This is a genomic window from Micromonospora sp. NPDC018662, assembly GCF_044391475.1.
Classification (GTDB): domain Bacteria; phylum Actinomycetota; class Actinomycetes; order Mycobacteriales; family Micromonosporaceae; genus Micromonospora.
The window spans coordinates 42387-59751 of sequence record NZ_JBISAC010000012.1; the positions used below are offsets into that span (position 1 = coordinate 42387).

Below are 17365 nucleotides of genomic sequence, written 5' to 3' on the forward strand. Positions count from 1 at the left end.
ACGATGACGACAGCGTGGCTGTTCCCCGGGCAGGGCTCGCAGCGCGAGGACATGGGCCGGGGTCTGGTCGAGCGATATCCCGACCTGACGCGGCAGGCCGACGAGGTGCTGAACGCGCCGCTGGCCACCCTGGCCGGCGGATCCGACCCGCGACTGCGGGAGACCGAGTACCTCCAGCCGGTGCTGTTCGCGATCTGCGCACTCGCCTGCCGGGCGGCGACCGACGCGGGTGCCCAGCCGGACGTCGTGGCCGGGCACAGCCTCGGCGAGTACGCGGCCCTGTACGCCGCCGGCAGCCTCGGCTTCGCCGACGGACTGCGCCTGGTCCGCCGTCGCGGCGAACTGATGGCCCGGTGTCCGGGCGGCCGGATGCTGGCCGTCGTCGGGCTCGACGAGGCCGCCGTCCACCAGGTGCTGGCCGACGAGAAGGCGATCGACGTGGACGTGGCCAACCACAACGGCGAGCGGCAGTTCGTCCTGTCCGGCCCGGACGGCACGTTGCGGCTGCTGCGGGACCGGTTCACGGCGGCCGGGGCCACCAAGTGCGTACCACTGGCAGTCAGCGTCGCGGCGCATTCGCGCTATCTGGCGTACGCCTCGGCGCTCTTCGCCCGCGACCTGGCGGTCGTGTCGTTCGCGCCGCCCCGCATTCCGGTGATCAGCAACGGCGACGTGCTCACCGACCCGACCACCGTCGCCGCCACGCTGGCCGCGAACCTGAGCGCACCGGTGGCCTGGACGGCGACCATGGCCCGGCTGCGGACGCTCGGGGTCGACCGGATCCGGGAGATCGGCCCGGGGCACGTGCTGACCCGGCTCTGGGAGACGCGCCCCGCTGCGCACATCTGAGCAGCGACCGCCCCGGCCGGATTCCTAGCCTGGCCGACGGGGTGCTTTCCACGAGCCCAGTGGGAGGGCGATCATGTCGTACCAACAGGTGAACCGGTCCGGAGCCGAGTACGTGCCGCTGTCCGCGGACAGCGAGGAAGGGCTGCGCGAGTACGCCGCCGACCTCGCCGAGCACCTGCGGGCCGCACCCGAGGAACCGGCCGACGTGGCGTACACGCTGCGCGTCGGGCGGGAGGCACGCCGCTGGCGGGCGGTGATCGACGCCGGCGGCCTCGACGACATCCTGGCCGGTCTGGACGCGATCGCCGCGGGCCGTGACCAGCCCGGTGTCCGCCGGGCCAGGGTGGATCGGGTCGACACCCCGCCGGAGACGCCCGACGACGCGGCCGAGGCGGTACGGCGGTGGCTGACCGGTGTGGAGATCGACTGGTCCGGCCTGGAAGCGCCGGGCGCTCGCCGGCTGACACTGCCGGTGCCGGTGCCCGGCGGTGCCCCGGACGCGGTGCCGGATCCGTCGCCGGAGCCCGTGGTGACCCCGGCGGCCGGCGCGTCGCCCCAGCCTGTCACGCCCCTCGTGGCGGGTCTGTCGCCGCAGCCCGCCGGGCACCCGGCGGCCCGGCAGCGGGCACTCGACCTGCTGCTCAACCTGTACGCGGAGGTGTCCGGCTTCGCCGTCGGTGACCTGCGCGCGGATGTGCCGACCGACCGCTACGGGCTCACCTCGGCCCAGATCGTCGAACTGAACGGCCGGCTCGCCGAACTCACCGGGCCGGGCCTGCCGCCCACCCTGTTCTTCCGCAACGCGACGCTCGGCGGTGTCGCCGACGATCTGAGCCGGCTGCCCGGCCCGTGGTCGACCGAGCCGGAACCGCCCGCCGCGGTCCCGGCGGTCGCGCCCGCGCCGGCGGTCGCCGCGCACGCCGACCGCGGCGCCCTCGGCGCGCACGCCGACCGCGGCGCCGTCGCCGTGATCGGCCTGGCCGGTCGTTACCCGGACGCCCCGGACCTGGACACCTTCTGGCGGAACCTGCTCGACGGACACGACGCCGTACGGCAGGCGCCGGCCGACCGCGGCCACCCGGCCTGGGGGGCCGAGCGGATGTGGGGCGGCTTCCTCGACGACGTGGCCCACTTCGACCCGGGCCTGTTCGGCATCACCCCCCGCGACGCGTCCCGGATGGACCCACAGGAGCGCCTGTTCCTCGAGTGCGTCTGGGAGGCGCTCGATGACGCCGGGCATCCCCGATCCCGGCTGCGCGACCGGCACGGCGGTCGGGTCGGCGTGTTCGCCGGCTCGATGTACAACGAGTACCCCTTCTTCGGCGTCGAGCGGACCCTGCGTGGCGAACCCACCGACACCGGCTCGGCGATCGGCGGCATCGCCAACCGGGTGTCGTTCCATCTCGACCTCGTCGGGCCGAGCCTCACCGTGGACACCCTGTGCTCCTCCTCGCTGGTCGCCATCGACCTGGCGGTACGCGCCCTGCGGCACGGCGAGTGCGAGGTCGCGATCGCCGGCGCGGTCAACCTGTCGCTGCACCCGAACAAGTTCATCCAGCAGGAGCGGATGAGGCTGACCGCGTCCGGGCGGCGCTGCCGCAGCTTCGGCGCCGGGGGCGACGGGTTCGTGCCGTCCGAGGGGGTGGGCGTCGTCGTGCTCAAGCCGCTGGCGCGGGCACTCGCCGACGGTGACCCGGTGCACGGTGTCATCCGCGGCACGGCGACCCTGCACATGGGCCGGACGTCCGGCTGGATCGTGCCGAACCCGACCCGGCAGGGCGAGCTGATCCGGGCCGCACTGGCCGACGGGGGCACGCCGGCGACGAGCATCGGCTACATCGAGGCGCACGGCGCCGGCACCGCGCTCGGCGACCCGGTCGAGATCGAGGGCCTGCTGCACGCGTACGGGGACCTGGGCCTCGCCCCGGGATCGGTACCGATCGGAGCGGTCAAGTCGAACATCGGCCACGTCGAGGCGGCCGCCGGGATCGCCGGGCTGACCAAGGTGCTGCTGCAGATGCGGCACCGGACGCTGGTCCCCTCGTTGCACGCCGACCCGCTCAACCACCGTATCGACTGGGACGCGGTCCCGTTCCGGGTACAGCGCGCCGCCGAGCCGTGGCCCGAGCCGGCGGGTGGGGGACCACGGCGGGCCGGCGTCAGCTCGTTCGGTGCCGGCGGCATGATCGCCCATGTCGTCGTCGAGGAGCCGCCCGTCCCGGCCGTCCGGCCGTCGGTGCCGCCCGGCCCGCAGGTGGTCGTGCTCTCCGCCGCCGACCGTGATCGGCTGGCCGAGTGTGAGAAGCGCCTGCTGCGCCACCTGGAGGACGACGTCGCTGCCCGGCCCGAGCCCGGTGCCCGGGTCCTCGCCGCGCTGCGCTCCCTGGCGGCCGGCACCGTGCCGGCCGGCCTCGACATACCCCTGGGGGCCGGACCGGCCGAGGTGGCCGCCGCCCTGCTGCGGGCCGATCAGGCGACGGACGCGACCGCGCTCGCCGACCTGGCGTACACCACCCAGCTGGGTCGCGAGCCGCTGCGCGAGCGGGTGGCCTTCGTCGTGGACGACCTCGACGAGCTGCGCCGGGAACTGCGGGCACGGATCGACGGGTCTCCCGGCCGGGCGTTCTCCGGCACCGCCGGGCGGGGTGGGACCGAGCCGGGGGCCCCGCACGGCGCGGCCGGCCGGGAACACCTGACCGACCTGGCTCGCCGCTGGGTGGGCGGGGCGGACGTGGACTGGCATGCGCTGCACCAGCCTGGCACGCGGCGTCTCGTGCCACTGCCGAGCTACCCTTTCGCGCGGGTCCGCTGCTGGCTGCCCGACACACCGGTGGCCGGCGTGCCCCTCTACGAGCAGGTCTACGCGGACGCCGGTCCGGTGACCGACACCAGCGTGCCGCGGCCCGGCGTCACCATCTGTGTCTATCCGCCGTCCGCCGAGGCGCTGGTGGCCGAGCTGGTCCGGGCTCGAACCTGTGGCGAGCTGCTGCCGATCCGGTGGGGCGACGCCTCTCGCCCCGACGGACCGGTCAGTGACCTGGCGGTGGTCGACGACCACGCCGGGGCGGTGCGGGCCGCGGGCCGGCTGCTCGCCGAGCACGCCGGCGTGGACGGCCTGCTCGACCTCTGCGACCTCGCCGACCGCCCGGCGTCCGGCAGCCTGCTGCCCCGCATCGCGATGCTCCAGCAGCTCATGCTGCACCGCCGGGGACGGGTCCTACGGGTTCTGCACGTCACGCGCGGTCTGGACGGCGCGCACGAGGATGCCGTCCAGTTCGCCGCCGTGGTGGCCACCGTGGCCGCCGACCAGCGTGGACTGCGTACCACCACGGTGGACGTGGACGAGGCGCGGGCGGCCACGCTGGCGGCGGCATGGACGGCCGAGGCTTCCCGTGCCCGAGTCCGGGCCGGACGGCTCCAGGTGATGCGCCTGGCACCGGTCGAGGCCCCACGGGCCGTTGCGCTGGATCCGCACGCCTGGTATCTGGTCACCGGGGCCGGGCGGGGCATCGGTGCCCGGGTCGCCCGGCACCTGGTCGACCGTGGCGCCCGCCGGGTCGCCCTGCTCGGCGTCCGGGCGCTCGACCATGTGGCCGGCGGCGACCGGACGCGGCGGGCCGCCGAGGTGGTCGACGACCTGCGCCGCCGAGGAGCATCCGTGCGGGTGCACACCGGCGCCCTCGACGACGCGGCCGGGCTGGCCGTGTTCCTCGACGGTCTGCGGGCCGACGGCCCGATCCGTGGCCTGGCCCACTGTGCCGGCCGCACCGGCGGCGCACCGCGGATCTTCGCGCACCAGGGCGCGCTGGAGTTGCGGGCGATGACGGCGCCCAAGCTCACCGCGTGGCTGGCCCTGGCGCAGGCGTTGAAGGCCGACACTCTCGACTTCGCGGTGGCGTTCTCGTCGCTCGCGGCGGTCAGCCCGGTGCTGGCCCGCGGTGGGATCGACTACGCGGCTGCCAATGCGGCGCTGGACCTCTGCGGGGCCGACAGTGGCTTCGGCTCGGCGAACCGGACCATCGCGTGGCCGATGTGGGCGCAGAGCGGACAGGGGGCCGGCCGGCCGAACGTGGGCGATCGGATCGACGTGGCTGCGCTGGACGACGCGGCTGCGCTGGATGTCCTCGACCGGGTGGCCGGGCTGCCCCGGCCGGTTACCGTCGTACCGCTGCCCGGGGTGGGCGGGGCCGCGGTGGATCCGGCCAAGGTGCTCGCCGGGCCGGACGAGCCGGAACCCGCGAAGGCACCGGAACCCACCCGTCCGAACACGACCGGGGCCGCCGCCCTGCCCGGCTCGCCCGTCGAAGCCGCCGCCCCCACCGCAGCCGCCGCCCCACCCGCCTTCCGCGTCGCGGCGGGGACGGGAACCGACGAGGTGCCACGATGGCTGGTGGAGATCGTCGCCCGCATCACCGGCAACGACCCCGCCGATCTGGACGTCGACCGGGATTTCGGTGACCTGGGTATCGAGTCGGTCATGCTGGCCGATGTCCTGGCCGGGGTCGAGCAGCACGCCGGGCGCAGTCTTGAGCCGGCGCTGTTGATCGAGAACCCGACCGTACGGCGGCTGGCGACCGCCCTGGCTCGGGAGGGAATCGGCGCCCCCGCCGAGCGACCGGTGGAGGCCGAACCGGAGCGACCGCCCGCCGTCGCGGTGCCGGTCGAGACCGCCGCGCTCCCGGACGGGCGGGTTGCGGTGATCGGTCTCGCGGTCCGGGTGCCCGGCGCCGACGACCCGGACACGTTCTGGGCGAACCTGATCGCCGGCCGGTCCGCGGTCGGGGAGGTGCCGCCGTCGCGGTGGGACGTCGCTACGCTGTACGACCCGGCCGGGGGTCCCGGCCGGAGCATCTCGCGGTCCGGCGGCTTCATCGACGGGCTGGAGGAGTTCGACGCCGCGCACTTCGGCATGTCCGCTCAGGAAGCGCGCGACCTCGACCCGGCGATCCGGCTGGTGCTGGAGAGCGCCGCCGAGTGCCTGGACGACGCCGGCTACCGGCCCGAGGAACTGGCCGGGCGACGGGTGGCGACTGTGGTCGGAGGCCGGGTCACCGGCTACGTGGCCCGGGCCGGGATGTCCCCGGCGGTGCTGCAGACCGACGCGAACTTCATGGCGGCGCAGGTGGCTCAGCGGTACGACTTCCGCGGCCCGGCCCTGGTGGTCGACAGCGCCTGCTCGTCCGCACTGCTCGCGGTGCACACCGCCGTGCGTGGACTGCTCGCCGGGGACGCCGACGTCGCCTTCGTCGCAGGCGTCGAGGTGCTGCTCGACGAGCGACCCTACCTGGAGTTCACGGCCGCCCGGGCGATCTCCCCGTCCGGCCGGTGCGCCACCTTCGACGCCTCCGCCGACGGGTTCGTCCCCGGTGAGGGCTGTGTCGGCGTTCTCCTCAAGCCGCTGGCGCGGGCGCTGGCCGACGGCGACCGGATCCACGCGGTGATCGAGGGCAGCGCGGTGAACAACGACGGGCAGACGATGGGGGTGACCACCCCGAATCCGGCCGCGCAGGCCGACGTGGTGCGCCGGGCCCTGCGGGCGGCCGGGCGCCGGCCGGACGAGGTGGGCATGATCGAGGCGCACGGCACCGCCACCCCCATCGGTGACCCCATCGAGCTGCGCGCGCTGACCGACGTGTTCGGCGAGGCGGGCGTCGCGTCCGGATCCTGCGCGGTCGGCAGCGTCAAGAGCGGAATCGGGCACCTGCTCAACGCCGCCGGTATGGCCGGGCTCGTCAAGAGTGTGCTGGCAGTCGAGCGTGGGGTCATCCCGCCCACCCTGCATTGCCCGCGGCCGAACCCGCGCTTCGACTTCGCCGCCTCGCCGTTCTTCCCGGTGCGGGAGCCGACCGCGTGGCATCCCGGCCGGCCGCGCGTGGCCGGCGTCAGCTCGTTCGGGCTGGGCGGCACCAACGCCCACCTCGTGGTGGCCCAGCCGCCGGACACCGGGGCACATCCACCGCGGCGCGGTCCGCTGCCGCGCAGGGTGTGGCAACGGGAGCGCCTCTGGCACGACCGGCCCGGAGCCGACGCGCCGCGTACCTCGTTGTTGAATCTCACGATCCGCCAGTCCCGCCAGACCCCCCTGGCCGTGGGTTGACGGCACCCACGCCATCGCAGAGAGGACGAGGAGATGACCACGGTGAACGAGGCTGCGCCGCCGGCCCTGCCCGCCCGGCAGGTGCGGCTGGTGGTGCTCGGCGCACTGCTCGGTGTGCTGCTCTCGGCACTGGACCAGACCATCGTCAGCACGGCGCTGCCCCGGGTGGTCGCCGACGTCGGCGGCATCGACGACCTGCCCTGGGTGGTCACCGTGTACCTGCTGACCTCGATGGCCACCACACCGGTGTGGGGCAAGCTGGCCGACCTCTACGGCCCACGCGGCACCTTCGCCACCGCGATCGGCGTATTCCTGGCGGGTTCGCTGCTGTGCGGCCTGGCTCAGGGCATCGGGCAGCTGATCGCCTTCCGTGCGCTGCAGGGGCTCGGCGGCGGCGGCCTGTTCGCGTTGGCGCTGAGCATCATCGGCGCTGTCGTGCCGCCCGCGGACCGGGGCCGCTACCAGGGCGCGTTCGGCGCCGTGTTCGGCCTGGCCAGTGTGGGTGGCCCGGTGCTCGGTGGCGGGTTGGCCGACTCCCTCGGCTGGCGGTGGATCTTCTTCGTTAACCTGCCGGTCGGCCTGGTCTCGCTGGCCACCGTGTGGACCACGGTCCGGGTCCCGCGGACCCGGCGGGACCATCGGATCGACGTCACCGGGGTGGTGCTGATCCTGATCTCGGTGACCGCCCTGCTGCTCTACCTGAACTGGGCCGGCCGTACCCACGGCTGGACCGCGCCGGGCTCGCTGGCGCTGCTGGCCATCTTCGTGGTGGCCGCTGTGGCGTTGCTGGCCGTCGAGTCGCGGGCACCCGAGCCGATCCTGCCGCCGCAGCTGTTCCGCGTCCCACTGGTACGCGTCGGCGGCGTGTTCGCCTTCTTGTCCGGCTTCACCATGTTCAGCGGCGTCGTCTATCTGCCGGTGTATCTGCAGGAGGTGGCGGGCATGTCGGCGGCGCGGACCGGTCTGGCGATGCTGCCGCTGATGCTCGGTATCGTCGCCACCTCGATGGGGTCGGGCATGCTCATCAGCGCCCGCGGACGGTACAAGCCGCTCGTGGTCACCGGGGCGTTTCTCGTGCTGCTGGGCACCCTTGCCCTGACCCGGATCGGCACCGGCACGCCGTACCTGTTCATCGGGGCGGCCGGTCTGGTCTTCGGCGCCGGTGTCGGCCTCACCATGCAACCGGTGATCACCGCGGTGCAGAACTCGGTGCCGTTGCAGGACATCGGTGCGGCCACCGGCAGCGTCAACTTCCTCCAGCGGATGGGGTCGGTGGTAGGCACCGCCCTGCTCGGGAGCGTGTTGAGCAGCAGGGTGGCGTCCGGGATGGCCGACGCATTGTCCACGGTCTTCCTGGTGGCGGTGCCGTTCGCCGTGCTCGCCGCCGTGGTGTCGATGTTCCTGGTGGAGATGCGCCGGCCGGCCGCGCCGGGAGGTGCACCGGCGCAGCCGGCTGCCGAAGCCGCCGGCGATTAGCCGCTCACGAGCCGCTCACTTGTGCGCAGACGGGCCGCGGCGGCTCGACGAAGCTGGAGAGCACACCGGTTGGCTACGAGGCGGCCGGTGTTCGCCGCAGCCATGCAGCAACCCACGCCATGCCGAGAAAGGGAACCGTCATGACCGTGTCGATCGAGCAGCCGGCAACCTCGCCGGCCCCGTCGGCCACCATCCGGCCCGCTGCGCACCAGACCTCCGTGCCGGCCGACCGGGTGCTGCACTCCGGCAACGCCGGGTTCATCATCGCCCGCAACGTGCAGCTGAAGAACGAGTTCCGCACGCAGGGCCGAAAGTTCTTCTTCGACGTCATCAAGCACATGAACGACTCCGATCTGAACGGGGCGTCGTTCTTCGCCTACGAGGAGCTGTTCGGCGCCCGCGACAAACTGCACTGGCTGATCAACTGGAACACCCCGAACGACTACGCGATCAGCCTCGAGATGGTCGACCACGACTCCAAGATGATCGACCTGCTTGAGTCCGACATCGTCGAGGACGACAACGGCCGGGGCGCCTGGGGCCGGATGGTGGTCGAGGGCAGCATGCAGGAGAAGATCCTGGTGCCGCAGCACGGCGCCCACGACGAGCACGATGAGGAGGACCACGACAGCAAGTCATGGGTCCCGACCGCCTGGCGGCAGAGCTCCCAGCCGCGCGAACTGCAGCTGAACTCGGCCAACTCGCCCCTGGTCGTGCACCGGGTCGGCTCAGCCAAGCACGAGTTCCGCAAGGAGGCCCGCTACTTCGCCTTCGCCTGGCAGGACCTGGTCAACAGCAAGATGACCGGCCGGTGCACCTCCTACCTCTACGAGGAGACCTTCGGGGTGATGGACCAGCTCCACTGGCTGGTGCACTTCGCGTCGTTCGAGGACTACGAGGCGCTGCGCCGGCTGGAGCAGCGGGACCCGGACTTCGCGGCCCTGTACGACAAGCAGTTCGTAGCCAAGGGCAAGGGCGGTGGCACCTGGGCCCGGACCTTCGTCGACGGCGGGATCACCGACACCCTGCTGGTGCCCTACCAGCTGCAGGACTGAGCGCCCCGTGCTGGCCTGGCTGTTCCCGGGTCAGGGCGCGCAGCGGCGGGGAATGGGGCGGCAGTTGTTCGACCGGTACCCCGACCGCTGCGCGCAGGCCCGGGACATTCTCGGCTATGACCTGGTGGCGCTCTGCCGGGACGATCCCGACGGCCGGTTGCGCGGCACCCGGTACGCCCAGCCGGCACTGTTCCTCGTCGCCGCGCTCGAGGTGCTCGCGCGTCGGGCCGACGGCGACCCGGAACCGGACGTGCTGGCCGGGCACAGCGTGGGGGAGTTCGCCGCGCTGTTCGCGGCGGGCTGCTTCGACTTCGCCACCGGCCTGCGCCTGCTCGCCGCGCGCGGCGACCTGATGGCCCGGGCGGACGGGGGAGCGATGACCGCCGTGGTCGGCGCGCCGGTGTCCGAGGTCGAACGGGCGGTGGCCGCCAGCGGCATCCCGGTCGACGTGGCCAACGTCAACGCGGCCCGGCAACTCGTGCTCTCCGGCGCGGCGGCCGACATCGAGCGGGTCGCCGCGGTGGTGGACGCGGTACCTGGTGCCCGTCGGGTCCCGCTGCGGGTCAGCGGGGCCTTCCACTCCCGGCACATGCGGGCGGCCGCCGAGCGGTTCGCGGCCGACCTGCGGGCGGCCGGACTGCGCGACCCGGACCGGCCGGTGATCGCCAACGTGACCGGCGAGCCGTACCCGCCGGGCCGGGTCACGGACCTGCTCGTGCGGCAGATGGCCGAGCCGGTGCGCTGGTGGCGGGCAATGAGCCTGCTGCGGGCCGGTGGAGTGACCGAGGCCGTCGAGCTCGGCGGCGCCCGGGTGGTGGCTGACCTGTGGAAGCAGGCGGCGCGCGAGCCGGACCAGGTCGACCCGGCGCGGGCGCGAGCCCTGCTGCGGCCCGCGACCGCCGTCCCGGTCGAGGCCGTCCAGCCGACGCCGCGGCTCCGCTCGGTCGGGTCCGTCGAGCCGGCAGCGCTGCTCGGCTCGGCCGGATTCCGCGCCGACCACGGGGTGCGGCTCGCCTGCGTGGCGGGCTCCATGTACCGCGGGATCTCATCGGTGGAGATGGTGCGGCGGCTGTCCGAGCACGGTCTGCTCGGCTTCTTCGGCACCGGCGGGCTCACTCTCGCCGAGGTGGAGAAGGCGCTGATCGAGCTCGGCGCCTCATGCGGGCCGGACCAGCCCTACGGGGCGAACCTGCTGCACGAGGTCGACGACCCCGGGCACGAGGACGCGATGGTCGACCTTTTCCTGCGGCACGGCGTCCGGGTGGTGGAGGCGGCGGCGTTCCTGCAGATCACCCCGGCCCTGGTGCGGTACCGGCTGTCCGGAGCCCACCTCGACGGCACGGGGCGTACGGTCACCCCGCACCGGATCATCGCCAAGGTGTCCCGCCCGGAGGTGGCCGAGCAGTTCCTGCGCCCGGCCCCGGCCCGGATCGTCGACGAGCTGCTGCGCACCGGCCGGCTCACCGAGCAGGAGGCGCGGGCGGGCCGGGACGTGCCCATGAGCCAGGACATCGCGGTGGAGGCCGACTCCGGTGGGCACACCGACGGCGGCGTGGCGTGGGCCCTGCTGCCGGCCATGGCGGTGTTGCGCGACACCGTGGTGGCCGAGCGGGGCTACCGGGTCCCGGTTCGGATCGGCGCGTCCGGCGGGCTCGGCTCGCCCGAGGCGGTGGCGGCCGCGTTCGTGTTGGGCGCCGATTTCGTCGTCACCGGTTCGGTCAACCAGTGCACGCCGGAGGCCGGCACCTCGGACGAGGTGAAGGACCTGCTCAGTCGGCTCGACGTGCAGGACACCGGATACGCGCCCTCCGGCGACATGTTCGAACTCGGCGCTCGGGTGCAGGTGGCTCGCAAAGGGACCCTGTTCGCCGCGCGGGCCAACAAGCTGCACCAGCTCTACCGCCAGTACGGCAGCCTCGCCGAGCTGGACGACGCGACCCGGCGGACGCTGGAGAAGAGCTACTTCGGCCGGAGCCTGGAGGAGGTGTGGGACGAGACGGTCGCCTACTACCTGCGTACCGGGCGGCCCGAGGTGGTGGCGCGAGCGGAACGGCAGCCCAAGACCAGGATGGCCCTCGTGTTCCGGTGGTATCTGGCGCGCACGACCCGACTCGCGCTGGCCGGCGACCCGGCACACCGGGTCGACTACCAGATCCACTGCGGGCCCGCGATGGGCTCCTTCAACCGGTTCGTGGCCGGCACCGACCTGCAGGACTGGCGGGCCCGGCACGTCGAACTGGTCAACCAGCGACTGATGGACGGCGCGGCGGCCGTCCTGCGCCGGCGCCTGGCCGCACTGGTTCCGTCCGCCGCATGACCTGACAGGAGGAGAGCATGACCAGTATGATCACCCGCTCGGTCACCGCGGCGCACCAGACCGGGCAGCCCACGGACAGACTTCTGCACTCGGCCAACGCCGGGGTCCTCGTCGAACGCGTCGCGCAGGTCGCGGCGGGTCGGGGCACCGACGCGCGCGCGGCCCTGCGGGACATGACCTCGGCCGTCAACGAGGCGGGCGTGGCCACCGCGATGGTCTTCGAGGAGACCTTCGGCACCCGTGACCGGATCCACGTCCTGCTGCACCTGCGCTCACTGTCGGACTACGACGCTCTGCTCGCGCCGGGCGGTCACGACGTGAGCAACGGCCTGTTCGGTGCCGCGGTGAGCGGTCGTGACCGGGCCCGGTGGGACGCGCTATTCGTACCCGGTGGGGTGCGCGACACCGCCCTGCTGCCGCACCGGTTCGGAATGTTCGGCACCGCCACCGAGGCGATGGCGGCGGACCCCCGGATGGCCCCTCTGGTCGAGCGGGACGGGCTGCCGGTCTTCGACGTGCAGCCGGCCGTCGCGCAGACCGCGGTGCCGGCCGACCAGATTCTCGACTCCTCGACCGCCGGTGCGCTGATGTGGCGGCACGTGCAGTTCGACTACCGCTACCGGGCCGAGGCGCGGGTGTTCGCCCGGACCATTGCGGAGACGATGAACCTGAACATGCGCGGGCACGCCACCGTGCTGCTCTACGAAGAACTGTTCGGCACCATGGACCGGGTGCACTTCCTCGTGCACCTGCGCAGCCTCGACGTCATGTACGAACTCATGGGCCTGGACGCCCGGACCGACCCGGACGCGCCGCGCGCCTCGTTCCTGAAGGACTGGGTGTCGCTGGAGAAGGGTGGCGGTTCGTGGGACCAGATGATCGTGCAGGGCGGCACGCGGGACTGCGCGCTGTCCCCGCAGAACTGGACCTGAACCTCCGCAACGAAGTACGGGCGCCGCGACTCGCGCGGCGCCCGTTTCGTGTGCTGTGCGGTGTGCTCAGGCCTTGAAGGTGGTGACGCAGAACGGGTGACCCGCCGGGTCCTGGAGAACCCGCCACTTGTCGCCGCCGGGCTGGAACTCCGGCTTGCTGCCACCGGCCTCCAGGATGGCCTTCTCCGCGTCGTCCAGGTTGTCCACCGACAGATCCAGGTGGAACTGCTTGTCCGAGCTCGGCCAGGACGGCGGCTTGTGGTCGGGCACGCGTTGCAGGCTCAGCCGGACCGGGAAGTCCTTGCCTGCCAGGTAGGTGAAGTCGTCACTGCTGAAGACGACTTCCCAGCCCAACAGCCGAGTGTAGAACTCGGCCAGAACGGCCGGGTCTGGGCAGTCCAGCGAGACCGCCGCGAGCGTGCCAATCGGGCGTGACATGACAACCCTTTCAGGACGGGGCGCGAGGCGCCGACGATTATTGCGGCTTTTGACACATTAGCCGAGGTGCACGTCCAGCGTTACCTCGGCGTGCCCGTCCGGGCCGACATTGCGGCAGACGTACGTGGCGGAGCCGCTGATCCCGGCCAGTTCGCCGGTGCCCGACCCCGACACGATCGTCAGCGTGGCCGTCGCGGTGCCGTTCTCCACCACGCCGTCCAGGCGCACCACGAAGGTGCCGCGCCGGCCGTCCAGGGTGCCGTCCACCCGCTCCAGCCCGATCATCGGGCTACGCCCGTCCGGGTGCACCGTCACCAGCGTCTCGAGGGTGCCGACCGCCTCAAGCCGGCCGGTGTAGTGGTTGCGCACGCTGCCCCGCATCAACAGCGGACCGCCGTTGGGCTCGACGAACGGGGCCGGCTGCCACGGCTCCCAGGTCAGCGTGGTGGTACGGGTGCCGGTCGCGGCCTGCGTCATGTTGCTCTCCCTCCACGTTCTCCTCGCGCCGGGGCCTGGTCCGGCCCATCCCGGCGTACCTGCCGAGTGTGCCGCCGCTCGTCCGGCCGGGCTGCTCACTAGTGACCACCGCCGTGGCCCCACCATCCCTAGCCTCGGTTCATGGACACTCAGTACCCCTTCCTCACCACCGACTGGAACTCGGCTCTGGTCGTCGTGCCGCACCCGGACGACATCGAGTTCGGTGCCGCGGGCGCGGTCGCGGCCTGGACCGCTGCCGGCAAGTCCGTGCGGTACCTGCTGCTCACCCGGGGCGAGGCCGGCATCGACGGGATGCCTCCCGAGGAGGCCGCCAAGGTCCGCGAACGCGAACAGCGGGAAAGCGCCGCGATCGTGGGCGTGGAGCAGGTCGAGTTTCTCGACTACGCCGACGGCACCATCGAGGCCACCATGGACCTGCGCCGCACCCTGGTCGGCGCCCTGCGCCGGCACCGCCCCGAACTCGTGGTCGGGTTCAACCACCACGACCGCTACCTGTCCGGTCGGTGGAACCACCCGGACCACCGGGCGGCCGGACGCGCGTTGCTCGACGCGGTCGGCGACTGCGGCAACCGGTGGGTGCACACCGACATCGGTCCGGAGCCGTGGACCGGCATCAAGCACGTGGTGATCGCCAACTCCGCGCAGCCCACCCACGCGGTGGACATCACCGACACGTTCGACCTGGCCGTGCGGTCGCTGGCGGCGCACCAGGCGTACCTGGAGGGGCTCAACCCGCCGGTGGCCGACGTGCGCGGCCCGCTCGCCGCGATGGCCGGTGGGGTGGGCGCCCGGGCCGGCGTCCGGTACGCGGTCGCCTTCGAGGAGATTCCCCGCTGAGCCCGCGCTCTCCCGGCGTACGGCGAAGCGGGCCTCCGGGCCACCGCACGCGTCGGACGCGAGTCCCGGACACGCACGGAGCGGACCCGGAAGGGTCCGCTCCGGTGTTTTGGGTACCCCCGGTCAGCCGGCCGGCTTGGCCAACACCGTGCACTCGGAGCGCCAGCGGTGCACCCGCGCCACGTCCTGGTCAGGCAGCGCCCGCAGCTCGGCGAGCACCGGCTCGACCACCCGGCTCCAGGCCAGCTCGTCGACGTCCCAGAGGTACGGCGGCACCCGGTCCTCGATGCTGCGGATCAGAGCCGTCGGGGTGGTGGGCTGGTCGTACTCCCCGCCCCTGGTGTGGGTGACCGGCTCCAGCCCGGCAGCCGCGCCGATCCGGGCCAGGTTCGCGGCGGTGTCCGGCCGCGGCGGTTGCAGCACGGAGAGCCGGGCCAGCGCGTCCACCATCGGATCCGGGTCGGCGGTGGGCATGCCGTGGATCGCGACCAGTCGTCCGCCGCCGCGCAGCACCCGGGCCGCCTCGGTGATACCGGCGTCCATGTCCCCGATCAGGTGCAGCGTGTGCACGAAGACCACGTTGGCCACGCAGGCGTCCGGGAAGGGCAGGTTACGGGCGTCTGCCTGCTGCACCCGGCCGGGCAGCCGTTCGTGGGCCTGTTCGAGCATGGCCTCGGAGATGTCGACGCCGAGTACCTGATGGCCGAGCCGTTGCAGGCCCAGGGCGACGATCCCGGTGCCGACCCCCACCTCCAGGACCACGCCGTCGGTCAGATGCGGCGAGATGCCGCGGGCCGAGGCCAGCCCTCGCTCCTCACCGCCGCGCATGGCGTCGTAGCGTGACGCCACCCGGTCGAACGATTTCGGGCCGCCGTCCGGCCGTGTCCGCAGGGTTCCCCGGTTGTCAGTCATGAGAGATCACGAACTCCTCGATGTGCTCGGCGATCACCGGAGCGTCGTCGACCAGGGACTGATGTCCCCCGCCGGCGATCTCGACGCTGGTCAGGTGAGGCAGGTCGGCCAGGACGCGGCGGGCGCGCTCGTTCGAGACCACGTGGTCGTGCTGGGCGCTGAGAGCCAGCACCGGCAGGTCCGGGACGTCGCCCGGCCACACCGGTCGCCGCCAGAAGTCGAGCATCTGCGCGCAGTACGTCACCATCGGCCCGACCTCGGCGAACGGGGCCGCGAGCAACCGGCGCAGCGCCGGGCCGGTCGTCAGAAGGGCGGCGCCGGCGTCCGCGGGGGTCTCGTCGTCGGCGGCGTCCGGGGCGAACATCGAGCTGAGCCGGGCCGCCCAGGCGGGCCGGGTCTGCACGGTACGGGCGAGTGAGGCGAGGTTTCGCTCATAGCCGACGTCGTCCGCCTCGGCGGTGTCGCTGGTCTTCACGGAAGCGTTGAGCGAGACGATCGACGCCACCGGTCCGGGTCCGTCGGCCCACGCGGCGAAGGAGACCTTCACGCCGGTGCACCAGCCGAGCAGGTGGCAGCGGCGCGAACCGGTCCACTCCAGCACCGACCGGAGGTCGGCGACCTGCTCGTCGAAGAGCACCGGTCGGCCGTCCGGCCGGGTGGCGCGGGCCTGCCAGAGCAGCACCGGCCGATACGGGGCAAGTTCGGCCAGCAGCGGAAACCAGCAGTCCACCGGCTGGCCCAAGGCGTTGACCACCACCAGCGGGGGCCGGCCGCAGGCACTCGCCGACGCCGGTTCGTGACGCAGGACGGTGAGCACGCCGCCGTCCGGCCGCGTCAGCTCGGTCGTCCGGAGCCGGGACGCGATGGCGAGCGCGGCCCGGCGGCGGTCCCGCTCCCGCTCGCGGATCGCGTGCACCGACGCGCGCAGCGCCCGTTGGGTTCCGGTGGTGTCGGGTGCCCGGGTTGCGGCCGTCGCGACCGACGTGCCCGGGCGGGGGAGCCGGCCCCGGACCAGGGCGTCGACCGGTTCGGGCGCTGCCGGATCGACGTGCCCGCCGACCGCCTCGGCGAGCAGCTCCCACAGCGTGCCGCCGGGCAGCACCACCTCCGGCGGCACGGCCTCCTCGCCGTCCGGTGCGGTCCCGTCGGCCGCCGCGACGGCAACCAGCCGGGCGGCCACCGCCTCGGCGCCGGCCAGCGGAACGTCGCCGGGCCAGTCGACGGTCGGGACCGGCCACGGGCCGGTCCAGCCGGCCCGGCGCAGCCGGCCCTCGACTTCGGTGAGCAGCGCGAGCACGGCGTCCGGGCCGGTCCCGCCGGGATCCGGGGCACCGGAGAGCACCGCCGGGACCCGTACCCGGCGCAGCGGGACGGCGTGCCGGCGGGCGAGCGCCCGCAGAGGGTCGTCCGCCGCCCCCGCCCCGGACGGGTGCGGCAGCACGTGCGTGATGTGCCGCAGCCGGGAGCCGGTCGAGGCGTCCAGGCGCGCCAGCAGGCGCGTGGCCCGCCGGTTGCGCCGGGAGGGTGAGTGGCCGCCCGGGTCATCGAGCCACCAGAGCCGGTCACCCCAGACCGGCAGCCGGTCGGTGTCGGGATCCGCCGTCAGGCAGGTGAGCCGACCGGCCCGGGCGGGCCGCGCCCGCTCCACCCGGTGCCGCACGAGGTGTGCCCCGGGATCACCTGGCTGCGTCACCACCACAACGTCGGAACCGGACCGCACGAGCTGGGCGGCCAGGTCCGGGGCCAGCGCCAGCGCCGGGCCGGCGATCAGTTCGGTGGGCACGGCGTTCCTCCTCCGCCGTCGATCGGGCAAGCAGGCTCTGATGGTGGCGTCGGGAAACGGACCCGACTGCTCAACTTTGAGCTGGATGCACCTTGCGAGTCTCCTAACGTCCACAAGGACGGCAGGGGGACCGCCGCGGGCGGGCCTCAACGGTCGCAAGCGGAGGAGCCG

At 73.5% G+C, this 17365-nt stretch carries 11 protein-coding genes; 7 read left to right on the forward strand and 4 right to left on the reverse strand.

Annotated elements, in window-relative coordinates:
* The first annotated feature begins 3 nt into the window (after nt 1-3).
* The 6 genes from ACH495_RS27065 to ACH495_RS27090 all read left to right on the forward strand — a co-directional run bounded on the left by ACH495_RS27065 (nt 4) and on the right by ACH495_RS27090 (nt 12726).
* On the forward strand, nt 4-849 hold the full coding sequence (locus ACH495_RS27065; RefSeq protein ID WP_396860518.1) for an ACP S-malonyltransferase: 846 nt from the start codon (nt 4-6) through the stop codon (nt 847-849).
* A 73-nt stretch (nt 850-922) separates the two neighbouring features.
* Nucleotides 923-6946: a beta-ketoacyl synthase N-terminal-like domain-containing protein gene (locus tag ACH495_RS27070; RefSeq protein ID WP_396860519.1), complete on the forward strand. Its 6024-nt coding sequence runs from the start codon at nt 923-925 to the stop codon at nt 6944-6946.
* Between the two features lie 33 nt (nt 6947-6979).
* Nucleotides 6980-8422 carry an MDR family MFS transporter gene (locus tag ACH495_RS27075; RefSeq protein ID WP_396860520.1) on the forward strand — a complete coding sequence of 481 codons (1443 nt, stop codon included), beginning with the start codon at nt 6980-6982 and terminating at the stop codon, nt 8420-8422.
* 140 nt (nt 8423-8562) lie between these two features.
* Nucleotides 8563-9477 (forward strand): DUF6039 family protein, encoded by a 915-nt coding sequence (locus ACH495_RS27080; RefSeq protein ID WP_396860521.1) that lies wholly within the window; start codon nt 8563-8565, stop codon nt 9475-9477.
* Between the two features lie 7 nt (nt 9478-9484).
* Nucleotides 9485-11794, forward strand: coding sequence for a PfaD family polyunsaturated fatty acid/polyketide biosynthesis protein (locus ACH495_RS27085; RefSeq protein ID WP_396860522.1), 2310 nt, complete (start codon nt 9485-9487; stop codon nt 11792-11794).
* A gap of 17 nt (nt 11795-11811) precedes the next feature.
* Nucleotides 11812-12726 carry a DUF6039 family protein gene (locus ACH495_RS27090; protein ID WP_396860523.1) on the forward strand — a complete coding sequence of 305 codons (915 nt, stop codon included), beginning with the start codon at nt 11812-11814 and terminating at the stop codon, nt 12724-12726.
* Between the two features lie 66 nt (nt 12727-12792).
* Here the strand turns inward: ACH495_RS27090 and ACH495_RS27095 are convergent, their stop codons facing one another.
* Together ACH495_RS27095 and ACH495_RS27100 are read right to left on the reverse strand one after the other, a co-directional pair.
* The gene (locus ACH495_RS27095; RefSeq protein ID WP_396860524.1) at nt 12793-13164 is read right to left on the reverse strand and encodes a VOC family protein; all 372 of its coding nucleotides are present in this window, start codon (nt 13162-13164) and stop codon (nt 12793-12795) included.
* 57 nt (nt 13165-13221) lie between these two features.
* Nucleotides 13222-13641, reverse strand: coding sequence for a DUF3224 domain-containing protein (locus ACH495_RS27100; protein WP_396860525.1), 420 nt, complete (start codon nt 13639-13641; stop codon nt 13222-13224).
* A gap of 141 nt (nt 13642-13782) precedes the next feature.
* On the opposite strand from ACH495_RS27100, the gene ACH495_RS27105 reads away from it, so the two are divergent.
* Nucleotides 13783-14499: a PIG-L deacetylase family protein gene (locus tag ACH495_RS27105; RefSeq protein WP_396860526.1), complete on the forward strand. Its 717-nt coding sequence runs from the start codon at nt 13783-13785 to the stop codon at nt 14497-14499.
* Between the two features lie 123 nt (nt 14500-14622).
* Here the strand turns inward: ACH495_RS27105 and ACH495_RS27110 are convergent, their stop codons facing one another.
* Nucleotides 14623-15348, reverse strand: a complete 726-nt coding sequence (locus ACH495_RS27110; RefSeq protein WP_396860527.1) for a class I SAM-dependent methyltransferase — start codon at nt 15346-15348, stop codon at nt 14623-14625.
* Between the two features lie 55 nt (nt 15349-15403).
* Nucleotides 15404-17194 (reverse strand): alpha/beta fold hydrolase, encoded by a 1791-nt coding sequence (locus tag ACH495_RS27115; RefSeq protein ID WP_396860528.1) that lies wholly within the window; start codon nt 17192-17194, stop codon nt 15404-15406.
* Nucleotides 17195-17365 lie beyond the last annotated feature (171 nt).

What these genes read in the sequence shown, in the direction of transcription:
- ACH495_RS27065 (WP_396860518.1), top strand. Translation starts at nt 4, where the DNA reads ATGACGACAGCGTGGCTGTTCCCCGGGCAGGGCTCGCAGCGCGAGGAC.
- ACH495_RS27070 (WP_396860519.1), top strand. Translation starts at nt 923, where the DNA reads ATGTCGTACCAACAGGTGAACCGGTCCGGAGCCGAGTACGTGCCGCTG.
- ACH495_RS27075 (WP_396860520.1), top strand. Translation starts at nt 6,980, where the DNA reads ATGACCACGGTGAACGAGGCTGCGCCGCCGGCCCTGCCCGCCCGGCAG.
- ACH495_RS27080 (WP_396860521.1), top strand. Translation starts at nt 8,563, where the DNA reads ATGACCGTGTCGATCGAGCAGCCGGCAACCTCGCCGGCCCCGTCGGCC.
- ACH495_RS27090 (WP_396860523.1), top strand. Translation starts at nt 11,812, where the DNA reads ATGACCAGTATGATCACCCGCTCGGTCACCGCGGCGCACCAGACCGGG.
- ACH495_RS27095 (WP_396860524.1), bottom strand. Translation starts at nt 13,164, where the DNA reads ATGTCACGCCCGATTGGCACGCTCGCGGCGGTCTCGCTGGACTGCCCA.
- ACH495_RS27100 (WP_396860525.1), bottom strand. Translation starts at nt 13,641, where the DNA reads ATGACGCAGGCCGCGACCGGCACCCGTACCACCACGCTGACCTGGGAG.
- ACH495_RS27105 (WP_396860526.1), top strand. Translation starts at nt 13,783, where the DNA reads ATGGACACTCAGTACCCCTTCCTCACCACCGACTGGAACTCGGCTCTG.